This is a genomic window from Litchfieldia alkalitelluris (assembly GCF_002153425.1).
GTDB lineage: Bacteria > Bacillota > Bacilli > Bacillales > Salisediminibacteriaceae > Evansella > Evansella alkalicola.
Genome location: NZ_KZ119600.1, coordinates 217072 through 238971 on the forward strand (window position 1 = coordinate 217072; position 21900 = coordinate 238971).

Annotated in this window: 15 protein-coding genes, 1 rRNA gene, 1 pseudogene and 3 other annotated features; of the genes and pseudogenes, 11 read left to right on the top strand and 6 right to left on the bottom strand. The window is 40.8% G+C overall.

The window, feature by feature from the left end; genetic code table 11:
- The first annotated feature begins 121 nt into the window (after positions 1–121).
- Positions 122–290 (top strand) — a sequence feature (23S ribosomal RNA rRNA prediction is too short).
- Between the two features lie 19 nt (positions 291–309).
- Positions 310–469: a sequence feature (23S ribosomal RNA rRNA prediction is too short), on the top strand.
- 19 nt (positions 470–488) lie between these two features.
- Positions 489–750, top strand: a sequence feature (23S ribosomal RNA rRNA prediction is too short).
- Between the two features lie 95 nt (positions 751–845).
- A 5S ribosomal RNA gene (gene rrf / locus BW724_RS01205) occupies positions 846–960 on the top strand.
- Positions 961–2694: 1734 nt separating this feature from the next.
- Here the strand turns inward: rrf and BW724_RS01215 are convergent.
- The 5 genes and pseudogenes from BW724_RS01215 to BW724_RS01235 all read right to left on the bottom strand — a co-directional run.
- A pseudogene (locus BW724_RS01215) lies at positions 2695–3582 on the bottom strand (ISL3 family transposase); the annotation flags it as partial.
- A 15-nt stretch (positions 3583–3597) separates the two neighbouring features.
- On the bottom strand, positions 3598–3936 hold the full coding sequence (locus tag BW724_RS24020) for a transposase family protein (RefSeq protein WP_235848859.1): 339 nt from the start codon (positions 3934–3936) through the stop codon (positions 3598–3600).
- 109 nt (positions 3937–4045) lie between these two features.
- Positions 4046–4891 carry an N-formylglutamate amidohydrolase gene (locus tag BW724_RS01220; protein ID WP_235848860.1) on the bottom strand — a complete coding sequence of 282 codons (846 nt, stop codon included), beginning with the start codon at positions 4889–4891 and terminating at the stop codon, positions 4046–4048.
- Positions 4892–4899: 8 nt separating this feature from the next.
- Positions 4900–7047: a M20/M25/M40 family metallo-hydrolase gene (locus tag BW724_RS01225; protein ID WP_088073292.1), complete on the bottom strand. Its 2148-nt coding sequence runs from the start codon at positions 7045–7047 to the stop codon at positions 4900–4902.
- Between the two features lie 293 nt (positions 7048–7340).
- The gene (locus BW724_RS01235; RefSeq protein ID WP_088073294.1) at positions 7341–8951 is read right to left on the bottom strand and encodes a gamma-glutamyltransferase family protein; all 1611 of its coding nucleotides are present in this window, start codon (positions 8949–8951) and stop codon (positions 7341–7343) included.
- A 405-nt stretch (positions 8952–9356) separates the two neighbouring features.
- Here BW724_RS01235 and BW724_RS01240 point away from each other — a divergent pair, with 405 nt between their 5' ends.
- From BW724_RS01240 to BW724_RS01275, 8 genes are all read left to right on the top strand, one after another.
- On the top strand, positions 9357–10481 hold the full coding sequence (locus tag BW724_RS01240; protein WP_088073295.1) for a trans-sulfuration enzyme family protein: 1125 nt from the start codon (positions 9357–9359) through the stop codon (positions 10479–10481).
- A 99-nt stretch (positions 10482–10580) separates the two neighbouring features.
- The gene (gene thiL / locus BW724_RS01245; RefSeq protein WP_088073296.1) at positions 10581–11570 is read left to right on the top strand and encodes a thiamine-phosphate kinase; all 990 of its coding nucleotides are present in this window, start codon (positions 10581–10583) and stop codon (positions 11568–11570) included.
- Positions 11571–11585: 15 nt separating this feature from the next.
- On the top strand, positions 11586–12047 hold the full coding sequence (gene tsaE / locus BW724_RS01250; protein ID WP_088073297.1) for a tRNA (adenosine(37)-N6)-threonylcarbamoyltransferase complex ATPase subunit type 1 TsaE: 462 nt from the start codon (positions 11586–11588) through the stop codon (positions 12045–12047).
- Positions 12044–12745: a tRNA (adenosine(37)-N6)-threonylcarbamoyltransferase complex dimerization subunit type 1 TsaB gene (tsaB, locus tag BW724_RS01255; RefSeq protein ID WP_088073298.1), complete on the top strand. Its 702-nt coding sequence runs from the start codon at positions 12044–12046 to the stop codon at positions 12743–12745. Before tsaE ends, tsaB begins: the two co-directional genes overlap by 4 nt.
- 22 nt (positions 12746–12767) lie before the next feature.
- A complete protein-coding gene (gene rimI / locus BW724_RS01260; protein WP_088073299.1) occupies positions 12768–13220 on the top strand; it encodes a ribosomal protein S18-alanine N-acetyltransferase in 453 nt (150 codons plus the stop codon).
- The gene (gene tsaD, locus BW724_RS01265; protein ID WP_088073300.1) at positions 13217–14251 is read left to right on the top strand and encodes a tRNA (adenosine(37)-N6)-threonylcarbamoyltransferase complex transferase subunit TsaD; all 1035 of its coding nucleotides are present in this window, start codon (positions 13217–13219) and stop codon (positions 14249–14251) included. The genes rimI and tsaD overlap by 4 nt, the downstream gene beginning before the upstream one ends.
- A gap of 831 nt (positions 14252–15082) precedes the next feature.
- Positions 15083–17302 carry a hypothetical protein gene (locus tag BW724_RS01270; protein WP_088073301.1) on the top strand — a complete coding sequence of 740 codons (2220 nt, stop codon included), beginning with the start codon at positions 15083–15085 and terminating at the stop codon, positions 17300–17302.
- Between the two features lie 139 nt (positions 17303–17441).
- The gene (locus BW724_RS01275) at positions 17442–18431 is read left to right on the top strand and encodes a hypothetical protein (protein WP_088073302.1); all 990 of its coding nucleotides are present in this window, start codon (positions 17442–17444) and stop codon (positions 18429–18431) included.
- A 78-nt stretch (positions 18432–18509) separates the two neighbouring features.
- Here the strand turns inward: BW724_RS01275 and BW724_RS01280 are convergent, their stop codons facing one another.
- On the bottom strand, positions 18510–20459 hold the full coding sequence (locus BW724_RS01280) for an ABC-F family ATP-binding cassette domain-containing protein (RefSeq protein WP_088073303.1): 1950 nt from the start codon (positions 20457–20459) through the stop codon (positions 18510–18512).
- Between the two features lie 144 nt (positions 20460–20603).
- On the opposite strand from BW724_RS01280, the gene moaC reads away from it, so the two are divergent.
- Together moaC and BW724_RS01290 are read left to right on the top strand one after the other, a co-directional pair.
- Positions 20604–21086, top strand: coding sequence for a cyclic pyranopterin monophosphate synthase MoaC (gene moaC / locus BW724_RS01285; RefSeq protein ID WP_088073304.1), 483 nt, complete (start codon positions 20604–20606; stop codon positions 21084–21086).
- Between the two features lie 54 nt (positions 21087–21140).
- Entirely contained in the window at positions 21141–21776 is a 636-nt protein-coding gene (locus tag BW724_RS01290; protein ID WP_088073305.1) for a redox-sensing transcriptional repressor Rex, read from the top strand.
- The last annotated feature ends 124 nt before the right edge of the window (positions 21777–21900 follow it).

Consider the following 21900-nt stretch of genomic DNA (forward strand, 5'->3'; position numbering starts at 1 on the left):
CGGAGCGCCAGCTTCGGTGGAGGCGTTGGTGGGATACTACCCTGGCTGTACTGAAATTCTAACCTCGAACCGTGATCCGGTTCAGGGACAGTGTCAGGTGGGCAGTTTGACTGGGGCGGTCGCCTCCTAAAAAGTAACGGAGGCGCCCAAAGGTTCCCTCAGAATGGTTGGAAATCATTCGCAGAGTGCAAAGGCATAAGGGAGCTTGACTGCGAGACATACAGGTCGAGCAGGGACGAAAGTCGGGCTTAGTGATCCGGCGGCACCGTATGGAAGGGCCGTCGCTCAACGGATAAAAGCTACCCTGGGGATAACAGGCTAATCTCCCCCAAGAGTCCACATCGACGGGGAGGTTTGGCACCTCGATGTCGGCTCGTCGCATCCTGGGGCTGAAGTAGGTCCCAAGGGTTGGGCTGTTCGCCCATTAAAGCGGCACGCGAGCTGGGTTCAGAACGTCGTGAGACAGTTCGGTCCCTATCCGTCGCAGGCGTAGGAAATTTGAGAGGAGCTGTCCTTAGTACGAGAGGACCGGGATGGACACACCGCTGGTGTACCAGTTGTTCCGCCAGGAGCATCGCTGGGTAGCTACGTGTGGAAGGGATAAGTGCTGAAAGCATCTAAGCATGAAGCCCCCCTCAAGATGAGATTTCCCATCACGTAAGTGAGTAAGATCCCTCAGAGATGATGAGGTTGATAGGTCTCGTGTGGAAGCATGGCGACATGTGTAGCTGAGAGATACTAATCGATCGAGGGCTTAACCAATTTTAAATCTTCTTTAAGTCTTATCAATCCAATATGTTATCTAGTTTTGAGAGGACAATTCATTTTGTTTTATCTCAATCAAGTCCAGTGACGATAGCGGAGAGGTCACACCCGTTCCCATGCCGAACACGGTAGTTAAGCTCTCCAGCGCCGATGATAGTTGGGGTTCACCCCTGTGAAAGTAGGACGTTGCTGGGCAGATAAAGACATTCTCAATAGAGGGTGTCTTTTTTGTGTTTTAAATGATGTGATGATTTTTTGTGTAAGGTACTCGCTTTCCGCGGGCGGCTGGTAAGCCTCCTCCAAATTTCGCCTAAGTACTTGCCCACGTCCTGTGGGCAACGGCGTAATGTCGGCGTCCTGCCTCCTGCATCTGCAGGGTCTTACCCCTGCCTTTGATCCCGCAGGAACGAGCATAAACATCACGAGTATGCTGCGAGTTGTCTCGACGGACACACTACGAAGCATTTGCTCGTAGAGGAAGAGACAGGTGTACCTTACACAAAAAATCAATGTTTATAATTAAATTAACTTACACCGAAAGGTGTATCTCGAAAATAAGTTAAATTTATTATACGAGGGAATTGAGGAGCAAGAAGGTCAAGGAAACAAGGGAGAGAGACTCGGAATGGGCTATGCCCATGAGAATCGAACGAGTGCAGTTGACGCAGAGATTCGTAGGTCATCGATTCCCGCAGTCCGAACACGGTAGATAAGCTCGAGCGCCGATGATAGTTGGGGTTTACCCCTGTGAAAGTAGGACGTTGCTGGGCAGATAAAGACATTCTCAATAGAGGGTGTCTTTTTTTGTGTTTTAAATGATGTGATGATTTTTTGTGTAAGGTACTCGCTTTCACTTAAGGTATTTGTGCGATATCTGCTCATTCTTTGCAGTGGGCAATGCTTCAGGTCTTAGGTTATTTCAGCGTTAATTCGTCGACTATGTGGCGAGTTGTCTCGACGGATAAGATTCTTAGCTTATACTCGTAGAGGAAGAGACAGGTTTACCTTACGCAAAAATTACTACTATAAGTAAAATGTGGACTGAAACCTATGATAAATCAAACTTGAGTCCTCATTTTCAAAGAATGAGGACTGAAACTCATGATAACTAATATTTGAGTCCTCATTTTCCAAGAATGTGGACTAAAACCTATGATAAATCAATCTTGAGTCCTCATTTTCCAAGAATGTGGACTGAAACTCATGATAAATCAAATTTGAGTCCTCATTTTCCAAGAATGTGGACTGAAACTCATTAGAAATCAAATTTGAGTCTTCATTTTCCCAGAATGAGGACTGAAACCATCGAGAACTCATATTTGAGTCTTCATTTTCCCATAATGAAGACTGAACTCCATGAGAAATCAGGTTTGAGTCTTCATTTTCCCAGAATGAAGACTGAAATCCATGAAAACACAGATTTGAGTCTTCATTTTCTCAGAATGGAGACTGAAACTCATGAGAAATCAGGTTTGAGTCCACATTTTCAAAGAATGTGGACTGAAACTCATGAGGAATCAAAATTGAGTCTTCATTTTCCAAGAATGAAGACTGAAACTCATGAGAACTCAAATTTGAGTCCACATTTTCCAAGAATGGAGACTGAACTGCACGAGAAATTAGATTTGAGTCTGCATTTCCACAATATCAAGATTCAAGTACTATAGGGGGAGATTTAAAGAAAGGCACCGAATCATTGAATATTCGTGCCTTTCTATTGCCCTCTAATATTTTTTTCCAAAAAAGCTAGCTAATTAAAATTGGCTCCTCGCTATTTTGTATGGAATACTAGATATTCTGATAGATTACAAGGTTATCATTTGTATCAGCTTAGCTAGTATTTCAAACCTGAAATTGCCAGTCAAGGAAAGCACTTGACAGCCAATTTCAGGTTTGAACATTAGTGGTTAGCTGACACAAGGACAAATATTAGCCATGAGGCTGAACCTCTAAGTCAAACTTATTTGCTGTCGCATAAATCATGGCGATAAAGTTTGATACAGATCTGTACCCTCTTGCTTTTCGTTTCGATGCTTGAACAAGACTATTGATACCTTCAAGTAGACCATTGGTTATCTTAGAAACAAAATAACGTAGGATGCCACCTTCATGTTTTTTAAGTGATTTAGCTAAATGAACCATCGGTTCCAAACGAGACCTTATTGCCCATTGGTACCATTCATCAAAATACCAACCCGCAAAAGCAGGGGAAGCAGTCCACATTATTTGTAGTGTTGTTTTTAGTCGATAAGCTTTAGCCGTTTTTAAATGGCCGTCCTTCAGTTTCAGTAGGTTATCTTTTTGCGTATCATTTAGATTCTTTTCGTTTTTCAGCCAAAGGTATCGTGTCTTTTTGAGGAGTGGTTCCTCACGCTGTTCTTGTCTGCGAACTTGATCCACGGCTTCATTAACCATCTTCATGACATGGAATTTATCAAAGGTAATTTCAGCATTTGGAAATGTCTCTTCAATGCCTTTAATAAAAGCTGGAGACATATCACAACAGCACTCTTTAATGGATTCTGCTTGTGCACCTTTGCTTTCTAGAAGTTCCTTGAATGTTTTTATTACTGAAGCATCCTTTCCTTCAGTGGCAAAGATAACACGTTTTGTATCGACATCCACAAATAGTGTCACGTAGTTGTGGCCTCGTTTACTAGAGGTTTCATCAATAGCAATTCGCTTAACGTTTGTAAGATCAATTTCATCCATATGTCTATCGACATAATAATGAAAGACACGCCAAAGTCGAGTGTCATGTTCTTTTACCTTACGAGAAACAGCAGCTACCGGCATTTCTTTCATGAGTTGCATGACTTCAGCTTCGAAGAACTATGTAAAGCTTGAACGAGGACGGGACCAATCAACCACAACGGTACGTATTTTACTGCATAGACTACACTTTACCCGTGGCATCTCTGCATGAAGATGAGTTTCATATTGCCAAAAGTTCATATGTCTCCAAGTTCTCTCTTCTGGTAATCGATCATAGATCGACGTATGAGAGGAACCACAATGGGGACAAATAAACTGAGCATTACGTTTATAATCTAGATAAATATGGAGCTTTTCTTCTTCTTGGTCCAGTTCATACCCTGTGACATACCATGGATCTTCAATTTTAAGAGCAGCTTGAAACACACTATATTCTTGTTCAAAACCTTTGTTCATTATTCATTCACCTCTGGTCATAGATTCATAGTCTTTATATCCAGTATGGTCAATGAATCTTAAATCTAGTCTTTCATTTCATATTAAATAGCGAGGAAGCTTAAAATTTCTATTGTGCTGTTTTTCTAGTTGTAGGGTAATCGTCAACTAAGCTTGAAAAAACATGATAAAGTCTATTCTTAATATCTCTCATTCTTAATAAATCAACTTCAGTAGGGTGGATAGAAGTAAGATTAGAAGCAGGTAAATACATTTTTCTATTAATCTCTATTTGGATCCATGGAATTCTTCCACGCGTACCATGAAACCTCGTAATATAGCCACCTTTAAATGGGTTATTAATCTCTACTAGAGGTAGACCATCTGTTGAAATATGGCTAAAAGTAGATTCTATTAATATCTTAAGTTTTTGGAGGAGCTCTGCTGGCGCAGTTACCTGAAGACCTCCAAGGAAATGACCTGTTCTCGAGCCCCCATTACTTATACAAAACATGGGCCGCTTCTCCCAATGGGCACTTTTTGTTGCAGGACCAACATCGAGCATAGTATGGCAATCAATCCCTAAAACAACTTTAGGATCAATGGCTGCTGCCCCTAACTTGTAATGGTATCTATCATAGTATTTTAAAAATAGTTGGTTTGTTTCTGATTGTGTGAGACGCCCATTTGTTGAATTCCATACTTGCTTCCCAGAGACAGTTAGCATTTTTACAACGCCATCTGGGTTACCCGGTGGAGTGTCTTGTTTGTCACGGTTCATATCAACGACGATTCTTGCGATATTTGTAAAAATATATTTTTCAACATCGTCTTTATAGTGATATAAGTGTTGTGACCAAGTATCGGAATCCATTAAGATATCATGATTCGTCACTAAACATTTTTTTCGTAATGGCTGTGGAACCATCAGTCCCCCGTGGGGGACTGATATAACAATGGGTAGTTTTCGCTCCACTATAATCATTACTCTTGGTCCATTAAATACAACGCTAGCAAGAGGGATCGTTCAATTAACTCCCTACGGTGGATTGCCTCGTTTGGCGTGTATAATCCTTTACTTGCTGGTGCAAAACCACAAATGACAGAGACTTCAGACGTAACTTCCCCAGCTGCAGTTGAAAGAAGACTTGATTCTGAGCCAAATGGAATATTCCAATCTTTGCTCAGTTGACGCAGTTTTTTCGTGATAGGATTATTCTTCTTTTTAAGCAGTGGAGGACGATCCTCTATTTTTTCGACATACGTAATCATACCTTCACTAGAATTGGTTTTAAAAGTATTGCGAATTTGGTCTTCCACATTGTCAGCAAGTGCTTCATCTATATAAGTGACAGTAATTGTTGCATTCACTCGGTGTGGAAGTAGGACACTGTGTCTTTCGGAATGGACGTCTTGCAATGCTACTGTAAGTTTTTTTGCATCACTACTAATTTCTTTAAGCTTCTCGGCTTTTTGAATAAAGTAGCTTAATACATCAAGCTGTTTATGTTTTCCAACTCGTTGTGGATCTCCTTCCACAATTACACTGAATTTCTTTGATCCTCGACGTTGCTCCGAAATTTTCCCATTCAAAAATCCAGGTTGAAGGACGATAACTTCTTTAGCAAGCCTTGAAGCCTTATATAGCATGTCACTACTGTAACGCATCCCACGACCTTCGTCTGAGTAGAAGAAAATACCCACCTTTTTTTTCTGAAGGAGTTTGTGATCTTTCAATGCACTTAAAGCGCTTAGTATAGTGACTAAGCCACCGCGGCTAGCTGCAACCCCTTCTCCAAAAATCCATTCTTGCTCTGTACGGAATGGGATTGGGAATCCAGATCTTTCACCTGGAACGTCGATTGGAACGACTAAGAGGGTACCGTCCTTAAAGCCTGCTTTTGTTTCCCAAGTCCAGGCTGATCTTCTGTTAGTAAAGTCCTCAGACCGTTTTAAGTTAAGCTTCTTCAAGCGGTCATCTAATTTTTTTCTCACGGCATTTAATCCTACTGGATCCTCTGTACGGCTTGATAAGTTAGTCCAGGCCTTTAAGTCACTCTCAATTTTGTCACGTTTGTTCGTAATGGAATTAAAGACTTCTTTATTTTTCTCACTACCGTCGCCACTATTATTATCTAGGAAGTATGGTCCAAAGTAACGCTCACATGTTATGTCGATAATGCGGTTCATTAAGTCAGCGTATGATAAGCCCATTTTTTCTGCAGCAAAAACGAAGGATCCATCTGCACCTAAGCTTGCCATAGAGTTTACCTCAAGGATATATGGGTTACCATCTTTATCTATGCGAAAATCTACTCGAGCACTGTCGTAGCAACCGAGTGCGTTAAATGTGTCTATTGCTAATTGCTGCACCCTTTGTGTCTGTTCTTCCGATAATGGGGCAGGGCAGACTTTTTCAACCGTACGACCACTCTTATTTTTCTTATCTTCGTAAGTAAAGATCTGTTCTCCTTCGCCGAAAACAAGCTCTACTGGAGGGAGTGCCTGCACTGGATTATTTCCTAATAATCCTACGTTCACTTCTCGGCCATCGATATATTCCTCCACGAGTGTTGGAGAATGAAAAGTTTCGTATATCGTTTGTACCCCTTCGCGAAGTTCAGCTTCATTATGAACGATTCTCAAACCAAACGAGACTGCTTCATCTTTCGGTTTCACAATTAATGGATATTGAAGAGACGGATCTGCTGGTGAGTCAGGATTGTCCATTACTGTGAATTTAGGTGTAGGAAGGCCTTTCTGGATCAAGATCATTTTTGTAACTACTTTATCTAAAGCTAACGCATGGGTTTCTGGTCCAGACCCTACGTAAGGGACGCCGATCATTTCCAATATACCTGGTACATGCATATAGCGTCCTTTCCCTTGAATACCGTAGCTCAAGTTAAACACAAGGCCAGGGCGTTCACCAGAGACGACCGATGGCATAAACTCTTCTAGCTTGGAAATGATATTTTTATCACCTTCGAATGTTTTCACTTGATGTCCGCCAGCAACGAGGCCATCTTTTATATTACGAATTGTCTCAAGACCATATTTTTCACGATTTAATGTTCCGAACAGGTTAATAACAGCTTTACTTTCACGATTATAAACAATAGCTATTTTCATTGTTTTTCACTTCCTCATTTATTTGATTGTGTTTCCCTAAAAATAGAATTGTTGATGAGACTTGCGCAAACTCGCTTTCCGTAGAGAAGCCGACAAGCTGCTTCGAGCTACGCTCTGCAGGGTCTTGCCCTGCCTTCCTTTTCCACAGGAGTCTCGTTTGCTCCAGTCTCATCAACTATCCATAAATAAGGAGTTTTGAATATTGGTGCACTAACAAATCAATATTGTTTCTTTTTCATTTGCCTCGGTCCTATAAAAACTATTCAAAAAACAATAATATCGTTTAAGGTAGTCTATCCATTAATAAAAGTAGGTCCTATAGCTGTGCCGTCTCTTCTTGGGTCAGCTACACCAAGAAAAGGTTCGTGGCTGTTCTGTGAGATTTGTATTCCTTGGACACAGCCGAGATAAAAACTGTATGGCCCTCGATTTTTTAACTGGAAGCCAGTGCGGTGAAGGGCATCTAATACATCAGAGTTGAACCTCTTTTTTTCTATTTGAAGGTGTCCTGTGTCAGAGGAGTGAAATCTAGGTGCCCCAATGGCTTTATCCAATGTTTCCCCTCGATCAACGACTCGTGTGATTACCTGTGCCAAAGTCGTTGATATACGGCTGCTCCCTGGACTCCCTAATAAAAACCGTGGCTGCCCGTTGTTAAATAATAAGACGGGTGCGACACTACTCCATGGTTTTGCCCCAGGTAACAGATAGTAAGGGTGCGTCATATTTTTATACTCAAAAGCACTCATATAATTGTTATAGAAGAAGCCTAAGCCATCAGCTACCGTTTTACTTCCAAAGACTAGCTCAATAGATTGTGTGATGCCAACACAGTTCCCTTCTTTATCAACCACAGATAAATGTGTTGTCTCCCCTGAATGTGGGGGAGGACTATATTTATCTTGCAAAGCGAATGTATATATTTCCTTTATTCTTTCAGATAGTTCTCGTCCGTACCCTTTATCGAGCATCATTTTATTAACTGTTTGTAAGTAGTAATCAGGGTGGATAGGAATCCGTTGTCTATTAATGAGAGCAAATCGGAATGCTAGGGCAAAAATTGATGCACCGATGGGATCTTCTGAGTTTAGTATTTCAGAAGGAAACCCTTCTAATGTATTTAATATTTGTACGAGAACTCTTCCTGCCCCAGGAGGAGGAAAAGTATAAATTTGATAATTTCGATACGTGCTTTCTAGTACTTCCCTTTCAATAGGCTGAGGAATTTGGCACAAGTCTGCCGCAGTAATTAATCCTCCCCTATTTTCCATATCTTTAATGATTTGTTGACCGAGTGTTCCTACATAAAAATCGTGCCAGCCAGCCTGCGCCATTGTTTTCAAACATTCAGCTAATTCAGGTTGGCGAATCACATGTCCAACTGGAGCTGGAACATTATCTATAAAATAATTTTTGAGAACAGTAGGGTCTTTTCGAAGCTGCTGTTCTTCTTTTTTTATTAGTTTGTGTATTAAAGGTGTAGTGACAAAACCATTTTCAGCCGCAATAATAGCCGGCTCTAATATTTCAGCCAGCGATAGTTTTCCGTATTTCTCCTGCATATACCCGATTGTTGCCGGAGTAGAGGGCACAGTTGATGATGTTATTCCTAATTTAATGGGCTTTTCAGGTGTTTTCGTAGGCTGTACTTGAAACGGCGCCCTTGATGAACCATCTAACGCAAAAACTCGATTCGTTTCTTTTTGATAAATGAGAGCCATAGACTGTCCGCCAAGTCCAGAAGCCTGTGGTTCAGTAACCCCTAAGCAAATAGCGGCTGCTGCAGCTGCATCAAAGGCATTTCCACCTTTTTCAAGCATTTTCACTCCAGCGTCAGTGGCATATTTTGAGGCTGTGGAAACCATTCCTAAGCTATTTGTTGAACTGTTTATCCTTCGTTCCATGTCCTATCCCCATTCATGGTTTCATAAAAAAGTGTATAATGTTTTCAATAGTTTATCACATGGGAACGAAGTAAAGTATGTTTTTTTTTCGTCAAATTGCAATTTATATTTTTTTTACATGGAAGGTGTTAAAATGACTGTATATCAAGAGTTAAGGGGCATGAGAAAGACTTTTTTTTTATTGAAAAGCTCTGTTAAAGGATAATGTTGATATTTAACACTTTTGATTTTTTGAGGAAGGTATGAGACTCCGGCGGGATTAAAGGCAGGGGTAAGACCCCGCAGATGCAAAGCATCGAGGAGGCTTACCAGCCGCCCGCGGAAAGCGAGTACCTGTAACAAAAAATCAATATCTAAGTTTAACAGAGCTTATCGAAAAATGATGATGAGGCAGGGGTGTTGTAAATGCGATTTCAAACAAAAAATGTTCACTTTCAAGAAAAGCTAGATACAAAGGAAATAAGTAAGTCTAAGCCTATCTATCAAACATCTGCATTTTCCTTTCATGACTTAGAGGATATGGAAGCTTTCTTTTCCGGAGAAAAATCTTATATGTACACTCGCATGGGGAATCCCAATACAGATGATCTCGGTAAAGGCGTTGCGGATTTAGAAGGCGCTGAAGCTGGGGCTGCTTCCTCTTCAGGTATATCAGCTATCTTGGCAGGAGTTCTTGCTGTGGCGAAAACTGGAGACCATATCATTGCGACGGAAGACCTTTATGGTGGTACATATCAACTGCTTGCTCGCGAAATCGGTAATTTTGGCATAGAAGTGAGCTTTGTGGACTTCTCTAATAGAGATGAAGTAGAAGCTAAAATCAAACATAATACCGTCCTTTTATACACAGAGTCTATCACAAACCCCCTATTGCGGGTGGAAGACTTAGAGGAGCTTGTTTCTATTGGGAAAAAACATGGTCTAAAAACGATGGTAGATAATACATTTGCTACACCATATTTGATTCGTCCACACGAGGTTGGGGTGGATTTAGTTGTTCACAGTGCGACGAAGTATATTGGTGGCCATAGTGATATATCTGCTGGAGTAATTACAGGAAATAAAGCATTGATGAAAAAAGTAAAAGGGAAGATTAGTAATTTAGGAAGCAATCTTGGACCATTTGATGGCTGGTTAGGATGTAGAGGTCTGAAAACGCTCAGTTTACGTATGGAAAAACAAAGTAGCAATGCAAAAGGCTTAGCTGAAGCTTTACGGAAACATGAGAAGATAAAGAAGGTCTATTATCCAGAAGGTGTTTCCTCTCGTGGAGACGGGGCGATAGTAACAATAGATCTAGGAGATGACGTGGACGTATACAAATTCTTCCGACAGTTATCTTGGGTGAAGGTAGTCCCAACTTTAGCTGGGGTAGAGACATCAGTGACTCACCCTGTGGGGACGTCCCATCGCCCTGTGCCAGTCGAATTGAGAGAAAAACTAGGTGTGACGCCATCACTAGTAAGGATTTCCGTTGGTATTGAAGATGTAGAAGATATTATAGAAGCATTTCAAAGCGCACTACAATAGTTTTGTGTTAGCCGCAAGAATATTGTTCAAATTGTATTACATGTTAGAAAACAAGGGAATTCTAAGTAAGTATAAACTGTAGTTAAGGTTGTTGAAACGATGAATAATGAAATGAATTGGATAAAAAGCATAACACCTGATACACAGCAACAGCCTTCCTTAAAAGTTGGCATTGGCGATGACGCTGCTATTTTTTCCACAGAGACTGATATGGAATCAGTAATAGCAGTAGATACGATGGTAGAAGGAGTGCACTTCACCAAAGAGACAATGACAATGAAGGCCTTGGGGCATAAAGCATTAGCAGTAAATGTTAGTGACTTAGCTGCAATGGGGGCTGTTCCCCTTTATTATCTCGTATCCATTGCCATTCCTAAAACAGGGTGGGACAAACAAGAATTAGATGACATTTATCAAGGAATGAGGCATTTAGGTAATCAATTTCAGATGGACTTGATCGGTGGAGATACAGTATCAACAAGTAAAGAGCTCGTGTTAACCGTTACTGTGGTAGGAAAGGTAGAGAAGGACCGCCATCTTCTCCGATCCCATGCAAAACCAGGTGATGTATTATTTGTAACAGGTCCTTTAGGTTTATCTGCGTACGGCTTGGAGAAATTATTGGCTCATGGAAGAAAAGCTGCTGATGAAGCTACGTTAGCCGAGTATTTGAAGGCACACCAGTATCCGCAACCTAGAGTTAAAGCAGGTCGAGTTTTAGCAGAGAGTGGCTTTAAGATTGCTTTAAATGACATTAGTGATGGAATTGCTAGTGAGGCCATGGAAATAGCACAAGCAAGTGGAGTTCGGGTGACCCTTCATTGGGAGGAGATTCCTACAGCGCCGTTGATTAAGGAAGGAACACAGGAACAACAGGAAAACTGGGTTTTGTATGGAGGCGAGGACTTTGAGCTAGTGGGAACTGTAAGTGAAGCAGATCTGCCATCATTGGAGAAGATGTTTACTGAACAGGGGTTGCCCTTTTTTCCCATTGGTCGCATTGAAGCCAGTGATCAACCACAAGTAGTGTTAGAGCGGAATAAGGGTGAAGTCATTCCTTTGACAAAAACAGGGTATGACCATTTGTAATTGGAGGAAGTTAAGATGAATGAAGGATTTGAATTTATCTCCCATGCCCTTGAAGAAACTCAGGGGCTTGCTGAACAGTTAGCAGAGCGGCTGCAACCTGGGGATGTCATTACCCTTGAGGGAGATTTAGGCGCAGGAAAGACAAGTTTTACAAAAGGTTTGGCGAAAGGGCTTGGAATAACTAGAAATGTAAATAGTCCGACCTTTACGATCATAAAGGAGTATAAAGGAAGGCTGCCTTTATATCATATGGATGCGTATCGGATAGAAGATGAATATGAAGATTTTGGTCTAGAAGAGTACTTTGAAGGAGAAGGGATTACCGTTGTGGAATGGCCATCGATGATTTCTGAACAGCTACCTTCTGAAAAACTAGCAATCACTATTGAACATTCAGGGGAAACGGAAAGAAAGCTACGTTTTCAACCGCAAGGAGAGCACTTTATTTCAATTTGTAAGGAGATTTTTAATCGATGAATGTATTAGCAATTGATACTTCAAGTTATGTGTTAGGTGTTGCTGTCATGAAGGATGGCTGGCTCGTCGGTGAATATATTACATATTTGAAGAAAAACCATTCCGTTCGTCTGATGCCAGCGATTCGTGCCTTAATGGAGGAGGTAGACCTAACTCCTAATCGACTGGATCGGATCGTCGTATCAGAAGGACCAGGGTCGTACACAGGGGTTAGAATTGGCGTGACTACGGCTAAAACTATGGCCTGGTCATTAAAGATTCCAGTGGTGGGTGTCTCAAGTCTTGAAGTTTTAGCTCAAAATGGACGTCATTTTAATGGCTACATCTCACCGTTTATTGATGCTCGGCGTGGGCAGGTGTACACAGGTCTTTATGAGAGCAAAAATGGAATCGTTCAGCAAGTGAAGGAAGATCAAATTATTATCCACCGAGAGTGGTTAAACCAATTAAAGGAAATGGACAAGCCTGTGTGCATGTTAAGCATTGATATGAACAAGCACAATGATGATATTCACGCTATTCTAGGTGAAAAGGGGATCATCGCTACTGTAACAGACTGTATGCCACGACCAGGAGAATTAGCTCGAGTAGGGATGGAAAAAAAGGTTGAGGGAGAAACACACGATTTTTCCCCAAATTATATTCGTTTAGCAGAAGCGGAAGCTAAATGGATGGAGAGTCAACAAACTAGCAAGTAATTTGTCATATAGGGGTATGCTTATGGGGGAAGAAGTTCGTATTAGATTAATGGAAATAGCTGATCTTAATCAGGTGATGGAAGTGGAGCATGCCTGCTTTCCAACACCTTGGAGCAAAGGTGCCTTCGTTAATGAATTAACGACGAATCAGTTTGCAAATTATTTAGTTGCTGAGATTGATGGACGTGTTATTGGCTACTGTGGTGTTTGGATCATCATTGATGAGGCACATATTACGAATATTGCCGTTTCACCTGAGTATCGAAGACTTGGCATTGGTGAACGCCTTCTTCAAGGGGTTATTGAAATGGCAAAGACCTTCAGGGCGAAAAAGATTACCCTAGAGGTTCGTCTATCCAATGAAACAGCAATTAGAATGTATCGGAAAAATGGTTTTCAAAATGGCGGCATCCGAAAAAATTACTATACAGATAATCAAGAGGATGCACAAATTATGTGGGTGATGTTAGAGTGACGAATAATGGAAAGAATACGCAAGATACGATCATACTAGGAGTTGAGACGAGTTGTGATGAGACTGCAGTTGCAGTGGTAAAAAACGGCCGTGATATTTTAAGCAATACGGTTTCGTCTCAAATTGAAAGTCATAAACGATTTGGTGGCGTAGTACCTGAAATTGCTTCTCGCCATCATGTGGAACAGATTACATATATCTTGGAAGAAGCTATGGCGGAAGCAGAAGTGTCCTTCGATGATATCGATGCTATTGCAGTAACAGAAGGTCCAGGCCTTGTTGGTGCCCTCCTCATTGGTGTTAATGCAGCGAAAGCCATTGCGTTCAGTCAAAATAAACCACTAATCGGGGTACACCACATTGCAGGTCACATTTATGCAAATCATATTGTGGAAGAACTGACCTTTCCTTTGTTGACCCTCGTCGTGTCTGGGGGCCATACGGAGCTAGTTTATATGAAAGAGCACGGCAGCTTTGAAGTCATTGGTGAAACAAGGGATGACGCCGTCGGGGAGGCATATGATAAGGTTGCTCGTACGTTAGGCTTACCATATCCAGGAGGCCCTCATATTGACCGCCTTGCCCATGAAGGAGAAGCTAGCATTACATTACCTAGGGCATGGTTAGAGCCTGATTCCTTTGATTTTAGCTTCAGTGGTTTGAAATCTGCAGTGATCAACACCTTGCATAATGCAAAACAACGTGGAGAAACGCTGCCCGTGGAAAACTTGGCAGCAAGCTTTCAAGAAAGTGTGATCGAAGTATTAGTCACAAAAACAATGAAGGCAGCTAAGGAAAAAAATGTGGACAGGGTTCTACTTGCAGGTGGTGTTGCTGCAAATAAAGGGCTGCGTAAGGAATTGAGTGATGCTTGTGAAGCAGAAGGGTTAAAGCTCACAATCCCTCCAATGTCCCTATGTACGGACAATGCTGCAATGATCGCTGCAGCTGGAACAATCTTGTATGAAAAAGGATATCGTTCTGGTGACCGTTTAAACGGGCAACCAGGGTTGGAATTATCTAGCCAGTAGTAGGGAGGAAGGCGAGCTGATTAATTCTTAAGTTGCAGTGCTGAGCTCGTGTTGATGATCCTGATGTAGATGTTGACGATGCTGCTACTGGTTTTGGTGCTGTTGCTGAAGATTATGCTGATGATGTGATTTGGATTTAAAATCAGGCCTTCTTGTCTAGAATAAGACAAGAAGGTTTTTTTGTGGATGATGATCATGGGCTAGTGATTTTTCTAGATATACTTGGCTTATCGCCAAGTCCATTTAGACCTACCCTTACCAGTGATATTAAATAAGCGGAGAAATTCCGTTTAAAAATAAAATGCACCTAATTTTGTGGAGAATAAGGGGAGTTTTTACGCCTATGCAAAGGAAATTCCTCATTTTTAAATAGATTGGAGTCAATAAGCGGAATTTCTCCGTCTAATTAGACGTTTTTTCGTGCTCTTTATTAATTAAGGGGAATATTTCCGCTTAAAGGATAAGAATTTATATGATTGTTCGAGTTCATGTTATGTCTAGCTTCAGCTTTAGGATGGTTAATAGGCAACTAGTACTTTTTCGAGCCTTTATATCGAACAAGAGACGCATGGGACTTTAGTACCTCTATTCTCGGTGGGTGTTCTATATATCGGTCGGTTACCTGGTAACGGGAAAGGTAACGCGAATGTACGATCTTGTTAATAACATGTTGTGCACAACTTGTGGATAATGGGGAAAAACATGTCGAAACGTGACAAACTAGGGATTTGAGTTGTTAACAATAAAACTGTGGATAAGTGTGTGTAAATGTGAATAACATGAGTGAACGCTTTTATTTATTGATTATAACTGTGGATAGGGTTGTGGATTATGTGGATATGTCAGAAAATTAGCTTGATTAGAGTATTTGTTCTATTAATAATCGCATTTATGTGTGCGACGCCTTTTATAAAAGCCAATGAAGCTGAAACGGATTCAGCTTTGAATCCTCCTGTGGAAAAACACCTTGTCCTATTACTTGTCCCAGGACTTAGTTTTTCAGAAATTGAACAGCTTCATGATGCTTCAGATTATAAACATTGGGAGACTGGTACTTTTGCAGTCGTAAACTTAAAGCCTGATGGCAACTATTCCTATTTAAATAATACCGTGAGCTTGGCTAGTGGAAAAAGGGCACTGGGGATAATGGGCTGGAACGGATTTGAAAAGGGTGAAACTTGGGAGGAAGTTATCCCTGTGGATAATATTTTTCACCGTTGGCATGGTTATATCCCCAACGCCCCCATCATTCATCCACAAATTCATGAGTTGATAAAGAAGAATGAGAAGTCGAGTTTCCATGCTTCTATAGGTTGGTTTGGAACAATGCTAAAAGAGGAGGGGGTAAAGGCTACAACCATTGGAAACTCTGATACTTCTGATGAGAGGATTAGGTATGGCTCTTTATTTGTAATGGATCAGGATGGGGAAGCAGATGGATCACTTCATGATGTCGTTGTGGATAAACCAAATTATCCAGGTGGCAAAAAAATGAGTGTGGATAAGATTATAGAGAAATTAACAACTATTCATGAAGATAACTCAACCACATTCACGGTTATAGAATGGGGGGACTTACATCGTTTTTTTCACGAAAGAACAAAGATGACGGACGCCCACGCAGATCAGATGTATGAAAAGCTACTATTTGAATTGGATCAGGCGTTGAGCAGGATTTTACATGACACATCTGGAGAAGTGTGGCTCTTATCCCCGGCTGTGAATGACATATCTTATAAAGAGCGAAGGCAATTGGGGCCATTGTGGATTTGGGATGAAACCCGTGAAAAATTAGGAAACGTCTATTCATCAACAACGAGAAGGGATTACTTAGTCAGTAATACAGATGTTGTCCCTACATTGGCAGAGAGACTTGGATTGACTTATCCACAGGAAAAAGTGTTAGGATCTCCACTTCGCAAATTACCAGTTGTGGATAGGGAGGAATTTCGAGAGTTTTCTACGAGAATTGACGAAATCAATAAAGTTTTTGCTAATCGAGGGTCCGTCTTGTCTAGTTACATCTCAGGGCTAGTTGCCATGCTTGTGATTGTTTCATGTGTGATCTGGTTCTTTAAGAAAAAAACGAAGTGGAAGCGACTCGCAAGCACACTTCTCTTAAGTGGTGTGCTGTCTCCATTTTGGTTTTTAATAACTGTGGCGCTTGTTTTACCATTATCGTCCTATCAATATGTACTGGTCATTATCATGGCAAGTGTTTTATCAGGACTAGTTCTAAATGGGACCACGAAAGCACCATTCAGTGTAGCTTGTGCCATCTTTTTTGTGACACTCACTGTAGATGTTGTCGTGTTAGGGAGCTTTTTTACAGAACGTTCCTTTCTTAGCTATGATCCTGTCATCGGTGCGAGGTATTATGGGATCGGCAATGAGTATGCGGGGATATTTATCGTTTCGGGATTGCTCTTAACTGCGCCTTTGTTAGAAAGGGAAAGGCTAAATCCCTATTGGACTGGTGGAATTCTACTCCTCATCGTCACGTGGCTCATTGGAGTCTTGGGAAGTGCTTCCTTTGGGGCGAATGCAGGGGCAAGTCTAGCCACAGGTGTTATGTTTCTGTATGTGTTGAATCGACTATTTTTTGCGAAAAAAAAGGTAGGGTTTCAAGTACTCCTATTCCTTTTGTTCTTTGTAGGAGTATTGATTACTTTGTATATGGTTCAATTATCCCAGCCAATAAGTCATATCACCATTGGCTTTCAACAACTCTTAAGTGGAGATTGGCAAACCATTTTACAAACGATCAGTAGGAAATTGCAAATGAACTGGAAGATTTTCAAAGTATCTTATTGGACTCAGTTATTTATTACGAGCTATTTCTTAATAGGGTTGATTTTGTGGAGGCGTCGGAAAGAGCATTTATCCAGACATCAAGATTTCCTCATTAACTGCTGTATTGTGGCGTCCCTGGCCCTGCTAGTATTAAATGATTCAGGAATTGTAGCGGCTGCCACCTCCATGTTTATAACGTTATCTGTCTGCTATGGTTGGTCCTTATCGAAGAAGCAAGGGGAAGCAAATAGCGGGTGATGGAAAAATAAAGTGGGTGGTTTTGGAAGGGAAAATTGTGTATCTCGTACCAGATCAAGGGGGGAATTAGGTATGAGAATGGGCGGAAGTGTGAATTTCACCAAATCAAAAGTCGATCAGGTATGAGAATTGGAAAAGTGTGAATCTCATACCAGATCAAGGGCCGATCAGGTATGAGAAAGTGAAAAGTGAGAATCTCATACCAGATCAAGGGTCGATCAGGTATGAGAATTGGAAAAGTGTGAATCTCATACCAGATCAAGGGCCGATCAGGTATGAGAAAGTGAAAAGTGAGAATCTCATACCAGATCAAGGGTCAATCAGGTATGAGAACTGGAAAAATCCGAATCTCATACCAGATCAAGGGCCGATCAGGTATGAGAAAAGAAAAATCCATAATCTCATACCAGATCAAAGGTCAATAAGGTATGAGAACTGGAAAAATCCGAATCTCATACCAGATCAAGGGTCGATCAGGTATGAGAATTGGAAAAGTGTGAATCTCATACCAGATCAAGGGCCGATCAGGTATGAGAAAGTGAAAAGTGAGAATCTCATACCAGATCAAAGGCCGATCTGGTATGAGAAAGTGAAAAGTATGAATCTCATACCAGATCAAAGGTCGATCAAGTATGAGAAACAAGAAAATGTGAATCTCATACCAGATCAAGGGCCGATCAGGTATGAGAACAGGAAAAAGAAGAATCTCATACCAGATCAAGGGTCGATCAGGTATGAGAATGAGAAAAATGTGAATCTCATACCAGATCAAGGGTCGATCAGGTATGAGAATGAGAAAAATCCGAATCTCATACCAGATCAAGGGTCGATCAGGTATGAGAATGTGAAAAGTGAGAATCTCATACCAGATCAAGGGCCGATCAGGTATGAGAAAAGAAAAATCCAGAATCTCATACCAGATCAAGGGTCGATCAGGTATGAGAATGTGAAAAATGTGAATCTCATACCAGATCAAGCGTCGATCGGGTATGAGAATGTGAAAAGTATGAATCTCAGACCAGATCAAAGGCCGATCAGGTATGAGAATGTGAAAATCCAGAATCTCATACCAGATCAATCGACGCCCGCGATACCTCGATATGATAGGGAATACCCCGCCTATACTTAATAGCCTTTACAAACTAGCATCAGATTCTGAAACAAGATCATCCCCGTTTTGCCCTGGAAGTTACTCCAGTTACTCCAGTTACTCCATTTCATCTAGCTGCAGTTCTTCCCATTCTTCCATTAATGCTTCAATGTTAGTTTTTGCTTTTTCGAGTGATTCGTTAATTTCAAGGGATTTTTCGTGGTCTTGAAAGATCTCAGGGTCACAAAGATCTTCTTCCCATTGAGCAATTCGTTCCTCTTCCTGCTCAATTTCCTTCTCTAATTCTTCGATTCTTCGCTGGCGTTGGCGCTGCTTTTTCTTGAGCTCTTTCTCTCGCTCATAATCTTGCTTCGTTTGTTGTTCGACCTGGCCAGGTGCAGGATCCTTTCTACTAGGTGACTGCTCTTTATCCTTTAACTCCTCAAGTTTTTTCCACTCTTCCTGCTCAAGTTTCTTTGCTAGATAGTAGTCGTAGTCGCCTAAGTAGTTAGTAATCATCTTAGGGGATAATTCCACAACCCTAGTAGCCATGCGATTTACGAAATAGCGGTCGTGGGAGACGAAGAGCAGTGTGCCAGGGTAGTCAATGAGCGCAGATTCTAAAACCTCTTTACTATCCAAGTCTAGATGGTTTGTAGGCTCGTCCAGAATTAATAGGTTGGCTTTCTTCATCATTAACTTTGCTAATGCAAGGCGGGCTTTTTCTCCACCACTTAAATCGTAAACGATCTTTAAAACATCTTCGCCACTAAACAGGAAGTTTCCAAGAATAGTTCTTATGTCCTTTTCAGGTGTTTGAGGATATTCATCCCATAATTCTTGGAGAACTGTCTTGTTCGATGTGAGTTCCGTTTGTTCTTGATCATAATAGCCAATAGTAACGTTACTGCCGTATTGAATATTTCCTTCCAGAGGTGCAATTTTCTTAGAGATGGCTTTAATAAGCGTGGATTTACCTATTCCGTTAGGTCCGATTAAAGCAACACTTTCTCCTCTAGTTAATTTCAAATTGATGTTTTCAATAAGTGTTTTACCACCGTAGCCGAGCTTTAAATGATCTATGGAAAGAACGTCATTCCCACTTTGTTTTATGATCTCAAATCTAAAGTTCGCAGAAGCATCGTCGTCTTGAGGACGGTTCTTGACACTTATTTTTTCGAGTTGTTTCCGTCGACTTTTTGCACGATTACTGGTGGAGGCACGGGCAATATTCCGTTGTACAAAATCCTCCAGTTTTTTAATTTCATCCTGTTGTTTTTCAAAATTCTTCATTTCTATTTCTAAGCGCTTCGCTTTTTCAGAAAGATAATTACTATAGTTACCTGTGTATTTCACAGTTTTATTAAAGGAAAGCTCGTAGACTTGATTCACGACATTATCTAAAAAGTAGCGGTCGTGGGAAACGATCAAAATTGCCCCGTCATATCCAGATAAATAGTTTTCCAACCAAGTAAGTGTTTCAATATCTAAATGGTTCGTAGGCTCATCAAGAATCAATAAGTCAGGCTTTGTTAATAAGAGCTTTCCAAGGGCTAGACGGGTTTTTTGTCCACCACTCAAAGAACTAATTTTCGTTGCGTAATCAAAGCTAGCAAAATTGAGTCCCGATAGGATACCGCGAGTATCAGCTTCATACTGATAGCCACCTTGATCTTTAAAGTCCTGCTGTAATTGGTCATACTCCATGAGGACTTTCTCGTAATTTGGGTTCTCAGTATCACTCATTTTTTCTTCTAAACGACGTAAAGCTTGTTCCATTTTTTGAAGGTGTTCAAATACAGTCATCATTTCATCCCATATAGATCGGTCGGATTCCAAGCCACTATCTTGGGCAAGATAACCAATACGAGCGTCCTTTGGTATGATCAAATCTCCAGTATCAAAAGACATTTCACCTGCAATTATTTTTAATAGAGTTGACTTTCCAGCACCGTTTCGACCAACGAGGGCGACGCGATCCCGGCTTTGTACTTCTAATTTAACATTTGATAATATTTCTTCAGCACCAAAGGATTTGGATAACTGAACACATTGTAATAGAATCATGGTTATTCATCCTCTGCAACTATCATTGCTATCAACGTTAGTTTACAGGAATAAACAGCATTGTAGCAACTCATTTAGAAAGATATGCAGATTGTGAAACAATAGTGTACAATAGAAGAAGAGACTGACAGGGGGATACTTAAAATGGGTTCATTTACACATTTTAATGAGCAAGGTAGGGCAAAGATGGTCGATATATCTGATAAGAAAGAGAGCATCAGAACTGCTGTAGCTAAAGGAAGTATAGAAGTTAATCAAGATATTTATGAAGGAATACAAGGGGGGAAGATGAAGAAAGGCGATGTCCTGTCTGTTGCACAAGTAGCTGGAATAATGGCTGCTAAAAATACTTCACAATGGATTCCCATGTGTCACCCGTTATCGTTATCAGGTGTGAACATTCATTTTGATTGGGAAATAAGTGAACAAACCTACATTCTACATATTGAAGCAGAGGTTAAAACGAAGGGGAGTACAGGTGTCGAAATGGAAGCTTTGACAGCTGTGTCTGCTACTGCCTTAACCGTGTATGATATGTGCAAAGCAATCGACAAGGGAATGGTCATTGGCCGTACATACTTAGAAGAAAAGACAGGCGGGAAGAGTGGGGACTTTAAACGCAGTTAGTAGTGCATATGAAATCATTGTTATGTAAAAATTTTTATGTGGAGGGGAGTTATTATGGATATCGATCAAGCTAAAATACCACAAGCAACTGCAAAGCGATTACCTTTATACTACCGTTTTTTAGAAAACTTACATGCATCAGGAAAACATCGTGTCTCCTCATCTGAATTAAGTGAAGCAGTAAAGGTTGACTCCGCAACTATTCGCAGAGATTTCTCATACTTTGGTGCCTTGGGGAAAAAAGGTTATGGCTATAATGTAAATTATTTATTATCATTCTTCCGTAAAACATTAGATCAAGATGAGGTAACGAAAGTAACGTTAGTTGGGGTAGGTAACCTAGGAACAGCACTAATGAACTATAATTTTTCCAAAAACAACAGTACTAGAATTGAAATGGCATTCGACGTAGCAGAAGATAAAGTCGGGAAAAAAATTGGAAGCGTTCCCATTTATCATTTGGACGAGTTCAAGGAGCGTGTGGCTAATGAAGTGGAAGTTGCAATACTAACTGTTCCAGCCAACGCAGCTCAGCAAATCGCCGATCAATTGGTAGCTGGTGGAATTAAGGGGATTTTAAACTTTACGCCAGCAAGATTAACGGTTCCAGACGATGTTCGAGTTCATCACATTGACCTATCAGTGGAACTACAATCATTAATTTACTTTTTAAGACATTATCCAATTTAAAAAATGTAATGTAATAAATATCAAGAGGCTATTGGGTTCATGTATAGGACCCTGATAGTCTTTTTTTGATTTTTAAATGCGCAATCATAATCATGTTAGGGTTGCTAGGAAATGCGGCCTAGAA